The sequence below is a fragment of the Pseudomonas sp. GW822-FHT02D10 genome (assembly GCF_058802345.1).
This window is the reverse complement of sequence record NZ_JBXAOB010000013.1, coordinates 44796-63747: the sequence shown is the minus strand read 5'-3', so window position 1 is coordinate 63747 and position 18952 is coordinate 44796. Positions and strand designations below refer to the sequence as shown.

13 protein-coding genes are annotated in these 18952 nt (G+C 59.2%); 10 read left to right on the top strand and 3 right to left on the bottom strand.

The annotated features are described in order from the left end of the window. The first annotated feature begins 99 nt into the window (after positions 1-99). The gene (locus AC1RPZ_RS19990) at positions 100-1929 is read left to right on the top strand and encodes a hypothetical protein (protein WP_493138724.1); all 1830 of its coding nucleotides are present in this window, start codon (positions 100-102) and stop codon (positions 1927-1929) included. Positions 1930-1933: 4 nt separating this feature from the next. Here the strand turns inward: AC1RPZ_RS19990 and AC1RPZ_RS19985 are convergent, their stop codons facing one another. Continuing rightward, positions 1934-2275 carry a PA4575 family protein gene (locus AC1RPZ_RS19985; RefSeq protein WP_493138722.1) on the bottom strand — a complete coding sequence of 114 codons (342 nt, stop codon included), beginning with the start codon at positions 2273-2275 and terminating at the stop codon, positions 1934-1936. On the opposite strand from AC1RPZ_RS19985, the gene AC1RPZ_RS19980 reads away from it, so the two are divergent. After that, positions 2274-2435, top strand: a complete 162-nt coding sequence (locus AC1RPZ_RS19980; protein WP_493138720.1) for a hypothetical protein — start codon at positions 2274-2276, stop codon at positions 2433-2435. The genes AC1RPZ_RS19985 and AC1RPZ_RS19980 overlap by 2 nt on opposite strands. 139 nt (positions 2436-2574) lie before the next feature. Here AC1RPZ_RS19980 and AC1RPZ_RS19975 read toward each other — a convergent pair whose 3' ends face one another. Continuing rightward, positions 2575-5013, bottom strand: a complete 2439-nt coding sequence (locus AC1RPZ_RS19975) for a Lon protease family protein (protein WP_493138718.1) — start codon at positions 5011-5013, stop codon at positions 2575-2577. 277 nt (positions 5014-5290) lie between these two features. Between AC1RPZ_RS19975 and AC1RPZ_RS19970 the strand changes: the two genes are divergently transcribed. The 3 genes from AC1RPZ_RS19970 (at position 5291) to AC1RPZ_RS19960 (ending at position 8393) form a co-directional block, all read left to right on the top strand. Beyond that, a complete protein-coding gene (locus AC1RPZ_RS19970) occupies positions 5291-5779 on the top strand; it encodes a DUF3015 domain-containing protein (protein WP_493138716.1) in 489 nt (162 codons plus the stop codon). A 147-nt stretch (positions 5780-5926) separates the two neighbouring features. Next, positions 5927-7780, top strand: coding sequence for an Lnb N-terminal periplasmic domain-containing protein (locus AC1RPZ_RS19965; protein ID WP_493138715.1), 1854 nt, complete (start codon positions 5927-5929; stop codon positions 7778-7780). Between the two features lie 109 nt (positions 7781-7889). Beyond that, complete coding sequence (locus AC1RPZ_RS19960; RefSeq protein WP_493138713.1) at positions 7890-8393, top strand: GreA/GreB family elongation factor; 504 nt, start codon at positions 7890-7892, stop codon at positions 8391-8393. A 66-nt stretch (positions 8394-8459) separates the two neighbouring features. Here AC1RPZ_RS19960 and ettA read toward each other — a convergent pair whose 3' ends face one another. Continuing rightward, complete coding sequence (ettA, locus tag AC1RPZ_RS19955; protein WP_493138710.1) at positions 8460-10124, bottom strand: energy-dependent translational throttle protein EttA; 1665 nt, start codon at positions 10122-10124, stop codon at positions 8460-8462. Between the two features lie 286 nt (positions 10125-10410). On the opposite strand from ettA, the gene AC1RPZ_RS19950 reads away from it, so the two are divergent. The 5 genes from AC1RPZ_RS19950 to AC1RPZ_RS19930 all read left to right on the top strand — a co-directional run bounded on the left by AC1RPZ_RS19950 (position 10411) and on the right by AC1RPZ_RS19930 (position 18879). Then, positions 10411-14259 carry a bifunctional diguanylate cyclase/phosphodiesterase gene (locus AC1RPZ_RS19950; protein WP_493138708.1) on the top strand — a complete coding sequence of 1283 codons (3849 nt, stop codon included), beginning with the start codon at positions 10411-10413 and terminating at the stop codon, positions 14257-14259. Positions 14260-14509: 250 nt separating this feature from the next. Continuing rightward, positions 14510-15763 (top strand): serine hydroxymethyltransferase, encoded by a 1254-nt coding sequence (glyA, locus tag AC1RPZ_RS19945; protein WP_493138706.1) that lies wholly within the window; start codon positions 14510-14512, stop codon positions 15761-15763. Between the two features lie 258 nt (positions 15764-16021). Continuing rightward, positions 16022-17335: a C4-dicarboxylate transporter DctA gene (locus tag AC1RPZ_RS19940; protein WP_493138704.1), complete on the top strand. Its 1314-nt coding sequence runs from the start codon at positions 16022-16024 to the stop codon at positions 17333-17335. Between the two features lie 67 nt (positions 17336-17402). Beyond that, entirely contained in the window at positions 17403-18116 is a 714-nt protein-coding gene (locus AC1RPZ_RS19935) for a FadR/GntR family transcriptional regulator (RefSeq protein ID WP_493138703.1), read from the top strand. Between the two features lie 34 nt (positions 18117-18150). Further along, positions 18151-18879 carry a GntR family transcriptional regulator gene (locus tag AC1RPZ_RS19930; protein ID WP_493138701.1) on the top strand — a complete coding sequence of 243 codons (729 nt, stop codon included), beginning with the start codon at positions 18151-18153 and terminating at the stop codon, positions 18877-18879. Positions 18880-18952 lie beyond the last annotated feature (73 nt).

The window sequence follows — 18952 nt, the reverse complement described above, 5'->3', positions numbered from 1 at the left end:
CGCAGACAAATCCACACCCTGCGAGTCCGCCAAAGCGTTTTTCTGCTAGTGTCCACAGCATTCGCACCGTTCACTTGCGTCGTAGAGGAAAACCGGAAAATGGATTTGCGATTGCCTTTAACGACTGTCAGCCTTTGCCTCGCGGTACTGATCGGCGGCTGCTCACCCAACGATGAGAAACGCCCGCAGAGCCTCGAGGAAAAGACCGCACAGTTCGAGAAGTCGCTGGACGCGATTCAGGATCCCAAGCTCAAGGATGCCGTGGCCAACCTCGGCGGTTCGTTGCTGCTGCTCGAACGTGCGCAGCAAAAGCTTGCCATCAAGCCGATCGCTACCGAATACGGCGAAGACGCCATGGCCCTGCTCAAGCACTATTCAACCCCGCAGGCACTGGTCGACACTTACATCGACGGCCTGTTCGTACTGCGCAAGCACTCCAGCTCCGACTACCTGACCGACTTGCAACCAGTGTTCCCCTTCAACTTCAACATGCCTTCCGAGTTCCCCTTCCCGCATGGGCTGGAATGGCAGTCGGTCACGCTGAGCAACAAGAAGGTCGTCCCTTTCCAGCCTGAATGGTCGGAAACCGATCCCGGCATTCAGTTGAGTCCTTCAAGCTCCAACATGAGCAATCCGGATGACCTGACCGTGGCCTACCCTTTTGTCGAGGGCCTGGAAGTCGACAACAGAAACCCGCCGCAACCAGCGACCCTGCAAGGCAAAATCGAAGTCATCGCACCGCGCAAGGTATTCACCTTCGACCTGACGAAAAAGGACGTGGGCCAAACCCGCACCGACGACAACATCAGCGTCACCCTGCGGGCCCTGGAAAAGAACTACGCCGAGGTTGAAGTCAACAACAGCGCAGCACTGGCGCCAGACGTCAGCGATACCCCGCTCAATCCGCTGATCGTCCAGGCCAGGGACACGACCGGGCAGTTCCTCTCACGCTCGGGCTCGATCAACGAAGACGCCGCACACATCGCGTTCTATCAAAAACAACTGGCCGAGATGCAGAAGCAGACCGCCTGGAGCGATGCGTTCGAAAAACAGCTCGACGACGAGCAGCAGGCGTTCGAGCACAAGCAGACTCATCATTACACCAAGGTGTACTTCAACGGCCCCCTCGACAACCTTGAAGTCAACGTGCTCGACTTCTCGGCCGTCACCGTCACCCGCAAGGCCCTGGAACTGCCGGTACGCCGCTTCGACCGCACTACCACGGATAAAACCATCCAGAGCCTGAACCTGCCCGTGGTCGTGTACGACGATCAGGCTGCAACCTGGCTCAAAGGCGCCACACTGAATGAGGAACAGCTGAAAAAGAGCATCCACGTCAACCAGTCCGTCGAGGACGCCAGCGCAGCACGCATCGAATTCGATCACCCGAAAAGCTTCAACGACGAACTGCTCGGTTCCTCATTCAGCCCTGGTGACACCCCCGTGACCTTCTTCACCCAGGATGACAAGGGCAAACGCGGCGAGCCCATCGAATTGCCAGCCGAGGCCTTCGAAATCGACCCGCTGCACGCCACTATCACGTACGACCTGACCTTGTTCCCCGAGACACCGGCGTATGCCGTCGGCTCGATGCCGCTGTTTTTAGCCAATATTGCAAAAAGCAGCCTCGACACCCAGAAGCTGCCCAAAGGCCTGGAGCTCAAGGGCAATGCCTTGGTGGTTGACCAGAAAGTATTCCCCGCCCAGGACTGGCGCTTCTTCGCCAAGGACACGAGCGGTAACTACTTGAAGGAAATTCTTGCTGTCAGCCACGACGCCAGCGCAGACGGCCCGGCGGTGTTTGAGGTGCATTATTTCTACGGCCAGCCGGCTAGCCTGGAGACCTACCAGCGCACCGACCTCAATACTGTCGAATATGGATTCGAGGTCAAACTCGACAAGGCTGAAAACCCAAACCCTGTCGAATAGGCCTCTAATGTTCGGGGTTGAACTCGAAACCGCTCAGGTTGCGGCAGCGCCCACCGTTGATTTCCCGCAGCTGGGCTTGCAGGTGCAAACACCAGATTTGCGGGTCATCGGCCAACTCGTAGCCGTGCAGGGTCAAGCTTTCAACGATGGTTTCAAGTATTGATTCGGCCACGAAAGGACCATGAAACGGGCCCTGGGCTTTGATGGCGGAAGGTTGCTCGCCAGCCATTCCGGCGGCAAACAACAAGGTCCACATACCGGTGTCCCCCGCGAGCGGGCGAATACTGCATTCGATACGAGTAACCAGGCCTAAGCATTGGCGGGTGAGGCAGAGGTTGCGCGGCATGGCGGCGACCCTCGGTAAACCGGGTATTCAGCCTCCACGGGAAGGCTGTCTCGATCCAGTGATGACTGTCGATGTCCTTGACCTGAGCATAGAAGAAAAGTCGAGTCAGCAAGTTGACGGCGGGCTAGAAGGCGCCGAATGGTCGTTGTTGGATTTTTGACGTCATCCACTCAACAAAAATGACCGCCATTTATTGCATACACATGCCCCCCGTAGGCGCTGGCGAAGCCTGCGATCTTTTGACGTTTGAACATCAAGATCAAAAGATCGCAGCCTGCAGCAGCTCCTACGCAGGAAAATCAGGCAGGCTTGGTTTCGGCCAACGCTTCCTGGGCCTGCTCCTTCTCGGCCTCTTTCAAGTCATCTTCGCTGATCATTTCCGCGATCACCCGCAAACGCTCCACCACGCGCGCGTTAACGCTGCCTTCCGGGAACTGACCCTCTTCGTCCGGCTCGCCGGCAGGCTCGCCCACCAGCAGGCTCAATGCCTCATCGGCCTGTCGCACTGCGTAAACATGGAACTGCCCGGCACGCACGGCCGCCAGCACCCGCTCATCGAGCATCAGCGTGGCAACGTTGGCCTGAGGAATGATCGCACCCTGCTCGCCGGTCAAACCGCGTGCCTCGCAGAGACGGAAGAAGCCTTCGATCTTCTCGTTGACCCCGCCCACTGCCTGCACTTCACCGAACTGGTTGATCGAGCCGGTAATCGCAAAGCACTGCTTGAGCGGGGTTTTCGACAACGCCGAAATCAACGTGCACGCCTCGCCCAGCGAGGCACTGTCGCCATCGACGTAACCATAGGACTGCTCCAGCGCGATACTCGCCGAGATCGCCAACGGGAATTCCTGAGCGTAACGGCTGCCCAGATACCCGGTGAGGATCATCACGCCCTTGGAGTGGATCGGCTGCCCGAGGTTGACCTCACGCTCGATGTCGACGATGCCGCTGCCACCGGGGTAGACCGTGGCTGAGATCCGCGCCGGTATACCGAAGGCCGAGTCACCGACTTCCAGCACCGTCAGTCCATTGCACTTGCCGACTGCCGCGCCGGCAGTGTCGATCAGGATGATCCCCGCCAGCATGTCATCGAGAATCCGCGCCGACACACGCCCGGTGCGAGTTGCCTTGGCCTTGAGCGCACGCTCGATGTGCCCGGCATCGGTCATCTCATCGCCGGCCAGATCGCGAATGAAGTCCGCTTCGCTGACCAACTGGAACAGATCGCCAATGCGCGCCGACAAACGGCCCTGGTGCTCGGCCAGTCGCGCACTGTAAGTTGCCAGACGCGCCACCGCATCGGCGGTCAGCGGCGCCATGCCTTCTTCCGAGGTACGGGTTTTGAGCAACTGAGCGAACTGCTCCAGGCTCTCATCGACCATCGGGATGTCTTCGTCGAAGTCCACCAGCACCCGGAACATCTCCTGGAAGTCCGGATCGAGGTCTTGCAGCGTGTAATACAGCTGGCGTGCACCGATGATGACGACTTTGACCTGCAACGGAATATGTTGCGGTGTCAGGGTCACCGTCGCCAATCGGCCCAACTCGCCCAGCGGCGATTCCATTTTCAGTTTGCGTGACTGCAAGGCCCGCTTCAGCGCATCCCAGACAAAGGGTTCGCTGAGCATTTTTTCGGCTTCCAGAATCAGGAAGCCGCCGTTGGCCCGGTGCAGCGCACCCGGACGCAACTGCCGATACGTGGTGTAGAGCGCGCCCTGATCGGTGCTGTATTCGATACGGCCAAACAGGTTGTCGTAAGTCGGATGCGGTTCGAACACCACGGGCGCACCACCGCTGAACGGATGACCGACCACCAGGCTCGGGCCGTATTGTTCTTCGAGCAATTTACGGGCGACCGCGTCGGTCTTGCTGTCATCGACCAGTTGCTCGACCACCGTTTTGAGCAGATAGACCTGCATGGCTTGCAGGTAACCGCACACCGCGGCGTTTTCTGCGTACTTTTCCGACAGCGGTGAAAGCAATGGCTGCAAGGCCAGGGTGATGGTTTCTTCGTTGAGATGACGCAGTTGGTTACTCGACTCGCGCTTCCATTGCGGCAGGCTGGCCAACTCTTCGTTCAGACGCTCTTCGAGCCATGAGATGTCGGTGTGAAAACGCTCACGATCGGCTTCCGGCAACTGGGCGAATTCCGCCTCGTCCACCGCCTTGCCTTCGCTCATCGGGGTGAAGGCAATATTGGTACTGTCGCGGTACAGCGCGACTTCTTTCTCCAGCGCCAGGCGCTCGATCACGTCCAGTGCGCGGTCGTAGCGCTGGTTGAAGGCGCGGTCGATGGCACTTTTCTTTTGCTGGTAGGACGGGTGTTCGAAGACCGCTGGAAAAGTCGCCAGCAGGTTGTCGATCAGGCCATTGATGTCGCCGATAAACGCACCGGCCGTCCCTGACGGCAACTCCAGTGCGCGCGGTTCGCGTGGCTCATCGAAATTGTTGACGTAGACCCAGTCCGCCGGGGTCTGCAGGCGCTTGCCTTCGGCTTTCAGGTAGCGTTTGACGAACGAAAACCGGCCAGTGCCGGGCTCACCCATGACAAATACGTTGTAACCGGGGCGTGGCATGGCCACACCGAACTGCAATGCTTCAACCGCACGTTCCTGGCCAAGCACGCCGCGAAAAGGCTCCAGATCATTGGTGGTAGAGAAGCTGAACTGTTCAGCGGAAAACGGACGGGTCAGCGCTTCAGGCGCTAGACGCAAGCTGGCAGCAACAGGATCAGGCATCGGGCTTCCTTACATCAGGCGGGGCAGTTGAAGGCATTCTGGCGCCGCCTGTGCCTGACTGGCAAGGCGCGCCTTGGGTAAAAGCATAGTCAAAGGGCAAACCCCAGGCGGGCCGGGTGTGAATCAATAGTATCGGGGAATGTTTTGCAAAAAATCACGGAACCGCAGGATCGTGCCTAAACTCCAACCCGCACGGCTGGGCAAATCACCGGCCCACTGGCGTCAGAGTGGCGCCAGCCCCCTGTCCAATGGTACGTACACAAAAGAGAACACAGCTATGAAACGGATTCTTCTTGGTACTCTCTTCACCGTTGCCTCCCTCAACGCCATGGCCCAGGCGCCTGGCGGGCCGGATTGCGGTTGGGGCAACATGCTGTTCAACGGTCAGCGTGGCACCCCGGCGCACGTCCTGGCATCCACCACCAACGGCACCTCTGGCAACGCCACCTTCGGCATGACGTCCGGCACCAACGGTTGTGCAACCAACTCCGCACTGACCTATGGCGGCAAGTCCTGGATTGCCATGAACGGCATGATGAACGAACTGTCCGAAGACATGGCCAAGGGTCAAGGCGAAGCGCTGACCACCTATGCCGTGGTACTGGGCGTCGCACAGGAAGACCGCGCCTATTTCGCCACCGTCACCCACGAGCACTTCCAGCAGATTTTCAGCAAGGCTGACGTGACCGCTGACGACGTGCACACCAATACCCTGGCCGTGCTCAAAGGCGATGCTCGGCTGGCCAAATATGCCACCCCGACTTAAGCTCGATCGCACCAGCCCCGCCACCGAGGCGGGTTTTGTTTTTTTGGACCTGGGGGGCGTTCTCAATTAGTTTCCCCGCGGTGTGGAAACTAATTGAGAACGCCCCCTCCTCTTTGGGTCTTTTTTTTTTGAATCAAGTAGCTCACCATGCTCAAACGCCTTGCCTGTCTGGCGCTGTTTGTCTGCGCCCCGCTGTCCGCCGCGCCTCGCATCGACAACCAACGTTTGCAGCAACTGGCCAACGACCCGTTCTGGATTTCCCTGGGCCACTACGAAAGCGCAAAACTCGGCGGCTGGCGCAGCTATGTCAGCGACAAGAAGTTCTTCCTGGCGACCAATGGCGCCGAGCATCCCGACGCGGAGCTGACAGCCACCGTACAAGCGCTTTATGCCCCGGTCAGTAAAGGCCAGCAGCACGCGCAATGTGTTTACCCGGCGCGTACCCGCTGGTTGAAAGCGCAACTGAACCTGAACGATTTGCCGACCGTGGACTGCAGCGAATTCAAACAATGGTTCAAGGATGTGTCGCCCCACAGCGCGGTGATGATCTTTCCGGCGGCTTACCTGAACAGTCCGTCGTCGATGTTCGGCCACACCCTGTTGCGCATCGATCAGGTTGACGTGCAAAGCGACCACACCGCCCTGCTCAGCTACGCGATCAATTTCGGCGCCTACATCGAAGGCTCGGACAACAGCATTCTGTATGCCTGGAAAGGCCTGATGGGCGGCTATCCGGGATTGTTCGCGCTGGTGCCCTATCAGGAAAAACTCTCGGAATACCGCAGCCTGGAGAACCGCGATCTGTGGGAATACCGGCTGAACCTGACGCAGGCAGAAACCGAGCGCATGGTCGAGCACATCTGGGAACTCAAGCAGATTCGGTTCGATTACTTCTTCTTCGATGAAAACTGCTCCTACCGCTTGCTGGAGTTGCTGCAAGTGGCGCGGCCGAGCCTCAGGCTCACCGAACAATTCCCGCTGACCGCGATTCCCACCGACACCGTCAAAGCCGTGAAAGACGCTGGACTGGTGGAAAAAATCGATTACCGCCCGTCCCGCGAACGTGAACTGTTGAGCCGTGCAAAACGACTCACCGACGACGAGCAGCAATGGGTGCTGAAGGTCAGCGCCGACCAGAAACACTTGCAGGCGCCGACCTTCAAGGCCCTGCCACGCGACCGTCAGGCGTTGATTATCGACGCGGCCTATCGTCTTGAACGCTACCGCGCCAATGGTCAGGAACGCGACCCACAGCGTGCACAACGCAGTTTCGAACTGTTGCGGGCGATCAATCAAAACCCGGCACCGGAGCTGTCCATCGAACGCCCCGGCCTGCCGGAAAACGGTCACGAATCGCGCACCTGGCAGGCCGGCATCGGCACCCGTGGCGACAAAGCTTTTGGTGAATATGGCCTGCGCATGGCCTATCACGACCTCAACGACAACGCTGAAGGCTTCCCCCTCGGCGCGCAGATTGAAATCCTTCAGATGAAACTGCGCCAGTACGAAGGCAATCACTGGCAGTTGCAGCAACTGGACCTGGCGACCATCCGCTCGCTGACCCCGCGCAATGAACTGCTGCAACCGTGGTCATGGCAGGTGACCGGCGGCCTGGAACGGGTGCCGGGCAAGCATGACGACGAAACCCTGGTCAGCCATGTCAACGGCGGTGCCGGTGGTACCTGGCAATTGGGCGACGATGTGCTCGGCTTTGCCCTCGGCACGGTGCGCATCGAACACAACAGCGACTTTGCCGGTTTTATCGCACCCGCCGCCGGTTTCAACAGCGGTGTATTGTGGAAGAACCCGCTCGGTAATCTGAGCCTGGAAACCAAAGGCGATTACTTCAGCAATGGCGAAGTGCGGCGTAGCCTGAGCCTGAACCAGCAGTGGGAACTGTCGCGCAACCTCGGCCTGCGCCTGAGCGCCCAGCGTGAGTTCAGCCACATCGCGCCACCCGAAAACGAAGTTATGCTGGAAGTGAAGTGGTATCACTATTGAAGCTGCAGGGGCACCCCTAGGCTTATCGCTCGCAACAGGTCGTTTTCGGACAACCGCCGAAACCCAAAGCCTGCGACGATGGCCTGAACCCCATTCAGGGAGAACCGCCATGAGCCGCGCTTTCGTCAATGAAGATAACGCCGCTGCGCAAGCCGACCAGCCGGTAGAACGCCAGGTCAGCACGCAGCCCAACTACGTCACGCCCGAAGGTCTGGCCCTGCTGCAGGCCAAAGTCGCCGAGTTGCAAACCCTGCACGGCGAACAATCGGCCCGCGAGGAGGCTGACCCACAGTGGCGGGCCGATCTCGAGCGCGATCTGCGTTACTTCACTCAACGCCTGCAAAGCGCTCAAGTGGTGACGCCGGCCACCTCAACCAAGAAGGTTCAGATTGGCAGTTGGGTGACCTACGCCGATGAGCTGGGCACCGAACGACGCGTGCAACTGGTCGGCGAAGATCAGGCCGCTGCCGCCAAAGGCCTGATCAACTGGAGCTCACCGTTGGGGCGGGCGCTGCTCGGCGCACAGCTAAACGATGAAGTGCTCTGGAAGCGCCCCGCCGGTGATCAGCTGATCGAAATCATCCGCATCGAACCGGGTAAAACCACACCCTGAGCCTGGGAACGATCACGCAAAAAAAAACGGAGCCCGAAGGCTCCGTTTCTCATGCAACCAGCCTGATCAGGCCAGTTTCTTGTAACGCACCCGGTGCGGCTGGGAAGCGGCATCGCCGAGACGCTTCTTGCGGTCGGCTTCGTACTCGGTGTAGTTGCCTTCGAAGAACACGGCTTGCGAGTCGTCTTCGTACGCCAGGATGTGAGTCGCGACGCGGTCAAGGAACCACCGATCGTGAGAGATCACAATGGCGGCGCCCGGGAAGTCCAGCAGAGCTTCTTCCAGGGAACGCAGGGTTTCAACGTCGAGGTCGTTGGACGGTTCGTCGAGCAGCAGGACGTTGCCGCCCTCTTTCAGGGTCAGTGCCAGGTGCAAGCGACCACGCTCACCACCGGACAGGTCCTTGACGAACTTCTGCTGATCGCCCCCCTTGAAGTTGAAACGGCCGACATACGTGCGCGACGGGATCTCGTAGTTGCCGATGCGGATCTGGTCGGAACCGTCGGAGATCTGCTGGAACACGGTCTTGCTGCCGTCCAGGTCTTCGCGGCTCTGGTCGACGCAGGCCAGTTGCACGGTTTCACCGACTTCGATGCTGCCCGAATCCGGTGTTTCCTTGCCCATCAGCATACGGAACAGGGTGGATTTACCCGCACCGTTACCACCGATCACGCCGACGATGGCGCCTTTAGGCATGGAGAACGACAGGTTGTCGATCAGTACGCGATCGCCATAGCCCTTGCTGACGTTCTTGAATTCGATGACCTTGTCGCCTAGGCGTGGACCGGCCGGGATGTAGATCTCGTTGGTTTCGCTGCGCTTCTGAAATTCCTGCGATTGCATTTCTTCGAAGCGTTGCAGACGAGCCTTGGATTTCGACTGACGAGCCTTGGCGCCTTTGCGCACCCACTCCAGTTCTTCCTTCATGGCTTTTTCGTGAGCCGACTGCTGCTTGGATTCAGCGGCCAGACGATCGGACTTGGCTTCCAGCCAACCCGAATAGTTGCCCTCGTACGGAATACCGGCGCCGCGGTCGAGTTCCAGGATCCAGCCAGCGACGTTGTCCAGGAAGTAACGGTCGTGCGTGATCGCAACCACGGTACCCGGGAAATCGTGGAGGAAATGCTCCAGCCAGGCCACGGAGTCAGCATCCAGGTGGTTGGTCGGTTCGTCGAGCAGCAGCATGTCCGGTGCGGACAGCAGCAGACGGCACAGGGCCACACGACGTTTCTCACCACCCGACAGGAATTCGACCTTGGCGTCCCAGGCCGGCAGACGCAGTGCATCGGCGGCGACTTCCAGTTGGCGATCCAGGTTGTGACCATCGCCCGCCTGCAGGATGGCTTCGAGTTTGGCCTGTTCAGCGGCCAGTTTGTCGAAGTCGGCATCCGGGTCAGCGTACTCGGCGTAGACCTGATCCAGACGCGCCTGGGCGTCCTTGATCACGCTGACCGCTTCCTCGACCACTTCACGCACGGTCTTGGTCGGATCCAGCAGCGGCTCTTGCGGCAGATAGCCGATGTTCAGTTCCGGCATCGGACGGGCTTCGCCGTCGAACTCGGTGTCGACGCCAGCCATGATTTTCAACAGTGTGGATTTACCCGAACCGTTGAGGCCGAGTACGCCGATCTTGGCGCCAGGGAAGAAAGACAGAGAAATGTTTTTCAGGATTTCCCGCTTCGGCGGAACAACTTTGCCCAGCCGATGCATGGTGAAGACGTATTGAGCCATGGAGAACCTAGGGTCAGTGACTGATGAATATAAGCACGGGCGAAGCCCGGGCCAGGCCATACGCGCCGCCAGCGATTGATTGTTATCAATACGTGCGCGCGGAATAAAGCCTGAGTCTAAGAGCTGGAACGCTCCCGCGTAACCGGCAAAGCTACCTTAATGATGAAAGGCAGTCCAGTTGAGAGGGGCTGGCACTTTGCCACAACTCAAGGCATGCTAGCCGCCCTCCGGGCGTCCGGCTTATAGTGCACGTCGCGCCAATCCAGCCAAACCGCAGGATCACAGTTTGCCCAATGTCACTCAGCCTTCGTCCGTGAGCGCACTGCACCCTGCGACCGGATCGCCCCTGCGCGGCACCTTGAAAGGTGCGTTGGCGACGCTTGCCCTGCTGTTGCTCGGATTGCTGTTCTGGCAGTTGCTCGACCAACTGAGCGAAACCCAGAAAAGCCAGCGCCAATACACCATCGACTACACCGCTGATCTGGCCGCGCAAGTCAGCCTGAACATGGCGCTCAACGCTCAGATCGCGCTGAATCTGCTACCGATCGTCGAACAACCGCAAACCGCTGATCAGCAACAGGCGTTGCTGCGCAAATTGCAGCAGTCCTTGCCTGATGTGCTCAGCCTGGCACTGCTCAGCCCCTCGGGGAAAATCCTCAGTGATAGCGCCAGCGACAGCCAGGATGCCGATTACCTGAGCGATCTGTCCCGGCGCAGTCACGCCCAGGCGCATTACTTCAGCAATGCCAACGACGGCTCGGCGGTGCATCTATTGCTGCACCAGGCCAGCGGCAGCACTCGCGGCTACTGGGTCTTGCGCCTGCGACCGACATTTTTCTCTTCCCTGACCCAACAGAGTGACGTGGGAGTCCGTCCACTGTGGGTGGTGGAAAACCGCATCAATCAACAGATCATCAGCCGCGACGACGGATTGCCATCGAGCAAACCAGGGGTGGTAAACGCCGATGAGCTGGCCAACAGCGTGCTGGTGGTTCCACTCAGTAGCAGCGACTGGCAGTTACGCGGGTTGTTTGACCGGCAACGGGTGATCGAGCAACTGTTGCCGGCGTTTATCGGTAAATGCCTGCTGGGGTTAGCCCTCTCGCTGCTACCGCTCATCGCATTGTTGAACATGCGCCGACGCCAGCGTCAACTGCACGACGGGCGTCGGCGCTATCGGGACATCTTCGACGGCACCGGTGTTGCGCTCTGCGTACTTGATCTGTCCGGGCTCAAAGCCTGCTTTGACAAGGCGCAACTGCAAACCAGCGAGCAATTGCGGCGGTGGCTGGAGAACGCCGAACAACGCCAGCAGTTGCTGCAAGAGTTGCGCATCACTGAAGTCAACCAGGTCGCGTTGCACCTGCTCAACGTCCAGTCCAGCGAACAAGCCTGGAAGCTGTTGATCGAAGGCGGGCCACTGGATGGCAATGCCATCGGCAATCAGTTGCTCGACACCGTGCTCAATCAGCAGAAACAGCTGGAACTGGAAATCAAGCTCAAGGACACCCAGGGCCGCGACCAACATCTGTGGCTGGTGTTGCGTTTGCCAGAAGAACAGCAGGACGCCAAAGCGGTGATCCTCAGCATCACCGACATCACCAGCCGCAAAATTGTCGAGCTGTCGCTGCTGGAGCGTGAAGGTTTCTGGTCAGATGTCGTGCGCACCGTCCCGGATCACCTCTACGTGCAGGACGTGATCAGTCAGCGGATGATTTTCAGCAACCATCACCTGGGTCAGACCCTGGGTTACAGCAAAACCGAACTGCACCAAATGGGCGAGTACTTCTGGGAGATCCTGTTGCACCCCGAAGACGCTGATCACTACCACCGTTCGCGTCAGGAACAGCGCCAGGCTGGTTATACCCAATTAATGCAGTGCCAGTTGCGCTTTCGCCACCGCGACGGTAAATGGCGCCGTTTCGAAATCCGCGAGCAGGCGCTGGCGCGGGACAAACACGACCAGGTTACCCGCATCATTGGCGTGGCCAAAGACATCACCGATCAGATCGAAGCCAGCGAGTCCTTGCGCGACAGTGAACAACGCTACCGGATGCTCGCTGAAAGCATCAGCGACGTAATTTTCTCCACTGACAGCAAGCTCTCGCTCAATTACGTCAGCCCCTCGGTACACGCCGCGCTTGGCTATGACGTTGACTGGATCTTCCAGAATGGCTGGCAATCAACCATCGCCAACCCGCAACAATTGACCGGCATCTACAGCCTGATGGACCGGGTCAGCAAAGCCCTGGATAAACCCGAACAGCTGGCGCAACTGCGCAGTCAGGTGCAAACCCAGTTGTTCCTGTTCGACTGCTTGCGGGCCGACGGGCGCAAGATCCCGATCGAACTGCGCCTGGTGCTGGTGTGGGATGAACATGGCGCGTTCGAAGGCGTGCTCGGGGTCGGTCGCGATATCAGCCAGCAGCGCCGCGCCGAGAAAGACCTGCGCATGGCGGCCACGGTTTTCGAGCATTCGACGTCGGCGATTCTGATCACCGACCCGGCCGGCTACATCGTGCAGGCCAACGAAGCGTTCAGCCGCGTCAGCGGTTATGAAGTGGCGCAGGTCCTCGATCAGTTGCCGAACATGCTGACCGTCGATGATCAGCAGGAAGCTCACCTGCGTTATGTGCTCAAGCAACTGCATCAGCACAGCACCTGGGAAGGCGAAGTCTGGCTCAAGCGTCGCAACGGTGAACATTACCCGGCCTGGGTTGGCATCACCGCGGTACTCGATGACGAAGGCGACCTCGCCAGCTACGTGTGCTTCTTCAGTGACATCAGCGAGCGCAAGGCCAGTGAGCAGCGAATTCACCGCCTCGCCTACTACGACGCCCTGACCCACCTGCCCAACCGCACCTTGTTCCAGGACCGGCTGCACACGGCGCTGCAATCGGCGGAGCGGCAAAAGTCGTGGGTCGTGCTGATGTTCCTCGACCTCGACCGTTTCAAACCGATCAACGACTCCCTCGGCCATGCCGCCGGCGATCGCATGCTCAAGGAAATGGCCACCCGCCTGCTCGGTTGCGTCGATGAGGACGACACCGTGGCGCGTATGGGCGGCGACGAGTTCACCTTGCTCCTGCAACCGCGTGCCAGCCGTGAGATTGCACTGACCCGGGCGATTCATGTGGCCGAGCAAATCCTTGCCAGCCTGGTGAAACCGTTCGTTCTCGAAGGCCGCGAGTTCTTTGTCACCGCCAGTATCGGCATCGCCTTGAGTCCGCAGGACGGCAACGAGCTGAGTCAGCTGATGAAGAACGCCGACACCGCGATGTACCACGCCAAGGAGCGCGGCAAGAACAACTTCCAGTTCTATCAGGCCGACATGAACGCCAGCGCCCTGGAGCGTCTGGAACTGGAAAGCGACCTGCGCCACGCCCTTGAGCAAAACGAATTCGTTCTGTACTACCAGCCGCAATTCAGCGGCGACGGCAAACGCCTGACCGGTGCCGAAGCCCTGCTGCGCTGGCGTCACCCGCGTCGCGGACTGGTGCCGCCGGGAGACTTCATTCCGGTGCTCGAAGAACTCGGATTGGTGGTGGATGTTGGTGACTGGGTGATCAGCGAGGCTTGCCGTCAGCTCAAGAGCTGGCACCAGAACAAAGTCCGCGTACCGAAAGTCTCGGTGAACATCTCGGCACGGCAGTTCTCCGACGGCCAGCTCGGCACGCGCATCGCCACCATCCTCAAGGACACCGGTCTGTCACCGGCCTGCCTGGAGCTGGAGCTGACCGAAAGTATCCTGATGCGTGAAGTCAGTGAAGCCATGCAGATTCTCGCCGGGCTGAAAAACCTCGGCCTGAGCATCGCAGTCGACGACTTCGGCACCGGCTACTCATCGCTGAACTACCTCAAGCAGTTCCCGATCGATGTACTGAAAATCGACCGGACCTTCGTCGACGGCCTGCCGTCCGGTGAACAGGACGCGCAGATTGCCCGGGCGATCATCGCCATGGCTCACAGCCTCAACCTGGCGGTAATCGCCGAGGGCGTGGAAACCTACGAACAGCTTGAGTTCCTGCGTGAACACGGTTGCGACGAGGTGCAGGGTTATCTGTTCGGGCGCCCAATGCCGGCCAACCGCTTCGCAGCGCAATTCAGCAATGATGCGTTGTTCATGTTCGATTGAGATTTGCGGTGCGGCGTATGACGCCATCGCGAGCAAGCTCGCTCCCACAGGGGATTTGCTGAGTGCCTGAGATCTTTGGTTGAAACCACTCCAGTGTGTGCGAGCCTGCTCGCGATGAGGTCTGCACAATCACCGCTGATCCCTGCATGAACACCACTTGTCTGCGACATGACGTCCTTTCATATGCCAGACAAAACCCATTGAGTTAGAATGCCTTCCTTTTCTGCCCCCCCGATCCTTGAGGACCGCCATGTTCAGCCGTGATTTGACTATTGCCAAGTACGACGCCGACCTTTTTGCCGCCATGGAGCAAGAAGCTCAGCGCCAGGAAGAACACATCGAGCTGATCGCTTCGGAAAACTACACCAGCCCAGCGGTGATGGAAGCTCAAGGCTCGGTTCTGACCAACAAGTACGCCGAAGGCTACCCAGGCAAGCGCTATTACGGTGGTTGCGAGTTCGTCGACGTGGTTGAGCAGTTGGCCATCGACCGTGCCAAGGAGCTGTTCGGCGCCGATTACGCCAACGTTCAGCCACACGCCGGTTCGCAAGCCAACAGCGCCGTTTACCTGGCCCTGCTGCAAGCGGGCGACACCATTCTGGGCATGAGCCTGGCTCACGGCGGTCACCTGACCCACGGCGCCAGCGTTTCCTCCTCCGGCAAGCTGTACAACGCCGTGCAGTACGGCATCGACAGCAACGGCCTGATCGACTACGACGAAGTCGAGCGCCTGGCGGTAGAACACAAGCCAAAAATGATCGTGGCCGGTTTCTCTGCCTACTCGCAAATTCTGGATTTCCCGCGCTTCCGTGAAATCGCTGACAAGGTCGGTGCCTACCTGTTCGTCGACATGGCTCACGTGGCCGGTCTGGTCGCTGCTGGCGTCTACCCGAACCCGGTTCCATTCGCTGACGTGGTCACCACCACCACCCACAAGACCCTGCGCGGTCCACGTGGCGGTCTGATCCTGGCTCGCGCCAACGCCGACATCGAGAAAAAGCTGAACTCTGCCGTATTCCCGGGCGCCCAGGGCGGCCCGCTGGAACACGTGATCGCCGCTAAAGCGATCTGCTTCAAGGAAGCGCTGCAGCCTGAGTTCAAGACCTACCAGCAACAAGTGGTCAAGAACGCCCAGGCCATGGCCGGTGTGTTCATCGAGCGCGGTTTCGACGTGGTCTCCGGTGGTACTGAAAACCACCTGTTCCTGCTGTCGCTGATCAAGCAGGAAATCTCCGGTAAAGACGCCGACGCCGCTCTGGGCAAAGCGTTCATCACCGTGAACAAGAACTCGGTACCGAACGATCCACGCTCCCCGTTCGTCACCTCCGGTCTGCGTTTCGGTACTCCGGCTGTGACCACTCGCGGCTTCAAAGAGGCTGAGTGCAAAGAGCTGGCCGGCTGGATCTGCGACATCCTGGCTGACCTGAACGATGACGCCGTCATCGACGCCGTTCGCGAGAAGGTCAAGGCCATCTGCAAGAAGCTGCCGGTATACGGCGCTTAATCAGCCCGCTTAACCGCAGCACAAAGAAACCGGCCAGTGATGGCCGGTTTTTTTTCGCCTGCAAAACCGCTCAAGCTCGGGCCTTGCCCTCAACTGGTAAGACCGGTAAAGCCAATTCGTCATTTTTTGCTTGCAGCTCTCTGAAAACAGCGCCTAAACTGCGCCTGCACTGGACATACCGGTAAGACCACAATAATTAAGTCCTGAATCTGATGCGCCTCGCGCACGGCAACCAGGACACTCACCAGGACTCCTCCCATGCTCAGATGGTGCTCGCGCTCAATCTTCCTTCAAGTTGTCCTTGGACTGGTGCTTGGCATCGTCTGTGGACTGACCCTTCCCGAATACTCCGCCCAGCTAAAACCCCTCGGCGACGGCTTCATCAAACTGATCAAAATGCTCATCGGCCTGATCGTGTTCTGCGTGGTAGTCAGCGGCATTTCCGGCGCTGGCGATCTGAAAAAGGTCGGGCGCATCGGCCTCAAATCAGTGATTTACTTCGAAGTGCTGACCACCATCGCCTTGGTGATCGGTCTGGTGTTCGCGTTCAGCACCGGCATCGGCAGTGGTGCGAATATTCATCTGGATCAACTTTCCACCGCCGACATGGGCGACATCGCCCAACGCGGCAAACAGATGCACACCACCACGCAGTTCCTGATGGAACTGATCCCGACCTCGGTGATTGGCGCCTTTGCCGACAACAACATCCTGCAAGTGCTGCTGTTCTCGGTGTTGTTCGGCAGCGCGCTGAACCTGGTGGGTGAGGCGGCTTCGGGAATCTCGCGACTGATCAACGAACTCAGCCACGTGATCTTCCGCATCATGGGCATGATCGTGCGTCTGGCACCGATTGGTGTGTTTGGTGCGATTGCCTTCACCACCAGCAAATATGGCCTGGACTCCCTGCAACACCTGGGCAGCCTGATCGGCCTGTTCTACCTGACCTGTGCGGCCTTCGTATCGCTGATCCTCGGCCTGGTGATGCGTCTTTCCGGCCTGCGGCTGCTGCCATTTCTCAAGTACCTGCGCGAAGAATTGCTGATCGTTCTGGGCACCGCCTCCTCAGACGCTGTGCTGCCGCAAATCATGCGCAAACTTGAGCACCTGGGCATCGGCAGTTCGACAGTGGGCCTGGTGATTCCCACCGGATACTCATTCAACCTCGATGGTTTTTCGATCTACCTGACGCTGGCCATCGTGTTCATCGCCAATGCCACCGGTACGCCGCTGGCCATGACCGATTTGCTGACGATCCTGCTGGTCTCGCTGATCACCTCCAAAGGTGCCCACGGTATTCCTGGCTCGGCACTGGTGATTCTGGCGGCAACCCTGACCGCGATTCCGGCGATTCCGGTGGTGGGCCTGGTGCTGGTATTGGCGGTGGACTGGTTCATGGGCATCGGTCGGGCACTGACCAACCTGATCGGTAACTGTGTCGCCACCGTGGCCATCGCCCGCTGGGAAAAAGACATCGATGTCCAGCGTGCCAACAAGGTACTGGCCGGCGAGCAGGGTTACACCTTCCAGTCACGTAAATCAGCGCCGCCGGCGCATCAGCAAGAATTTTGACCGAGCCTTGTGCCTGTCACTGGCAGGCCCAACAATCAACGCTTTGCCGTCTCTCATGGAGCGAACAGTGATCACCTCGTCGACAGTTGTAAATTCAGTGGTTGAAAAGCTCCGCGCCGCGTTGGCGCGCGGACAGTGGCGCTCCGGCGACATGTTGCCGGGGCAACGCGAACTGGCTGAACAACTGGGCATCAGCCGGCCTAGTCTGCGTGAAGCGGTGATCGTGCTGGAGACCCTCGGCCTGGTGCGCTCCATGCCCGGCAAAGGCGTGGTGGTGCTGGAAGCCAACCTGAATGACGCGCCAACCACTGACAGTGGCGTGGCCGGCGCCAGTCTCGAGGATGTGCTGCAACTGCGTTACACCCTTGAACCGTTCATTGTCGGGCTGGTTGCCCAATCCATCAGCAGCAAGGAAATCGGCCAACTGCGCCTGACGCTGATGGACATGCGCGAAGCCCTCGAAGCCAACGACAGCGAAGCCGGGATGAACGCGTACATCGCGTTCCACGAAGAGCTGTTCACCCTGACCTCGAACCCGATCTTCCAGAACGTCGTGCAGCAAACCAGCAATGCGCTCAAACAGAGCGCCGAGGTGCTGCGCAATTCGCCGGAACATTTGGCCGAGCGCCTGGAAGAGAACGAAGCCGTGGTCCGCGCGATCCGTAACAAAAACAGCGCCCTGGCCAGCGCCGAAATGCGTCGGCACATTATCCAGGAAGGGCAACGCATGGGCATTGAGCTGAATATCCCGGACGACAGTCTGGCAAATAACTGTTTGTAGAACCCCCTATCGGCAACCGGACTGGAGACAGGCCATGAGTTCCTACGCCTTGAAGAATCCCGTTTTCTCGATTACTGCCGCCCTGCCCTTGCGCCGCCAGAGCGAAAAGAAGCGTTGCGTCGACGACATCTATCCACAGATTTTCGACGCCATTCTCGAACAACGCATCGCCCCCGCCAGCCGCTTCACCGAAGAAAGCCTCGGCCAGGCATTCGGTGTCAGCCGCAGTATCATCCGCCAGGTATTGGCGAGATTGTCCCATCAGCAAGTGGTCATCCTGCGGCCCAATCATCGCCCACAAGTCGCAGCCCCCGATGCCGAACAAACCCGCCAGATACTCCACGCCCGCAGGCTGACTGAAACCACTCTGGTGCGACTGGCTTGCCAGCAACCGACTTCCCGGCAGCTACCGCAGTTACGCGAATTGATCGAACGCGAACGCCGCTGCATCGAGCAAAACCAACGCGGGCCGGCCATCCGTCTGTCGGGTGAGTTCCACCTGCAACTGGCGCAAGTCGCGGGCAACGCGCCGCTGGCGCAGTTCCTCGGCAGCCTGGTGCCGCTGACTTCGCTGGCGATCGCCCGCTATGAAGAACAGTCGAGCAGTCATTGTGCGTGGCAGGAGCATGCCGCGATTGTCGAGGCGGTGGAACGAGGGGATGCCAGGGCGGCCGAGGGGTTGATGACTGAGCATCTGGATCATCTTGAGAAGAAGCTGCTGAGCCCGGAATCGGGATCGAATCGAAATTGTGTTGCCGGTTAGATCGCCTTCGCGAGCACGCCCGCTCCCACATTGGATTGGTGGTGTTCACAAATATTGTGTTCACAGGTGATCT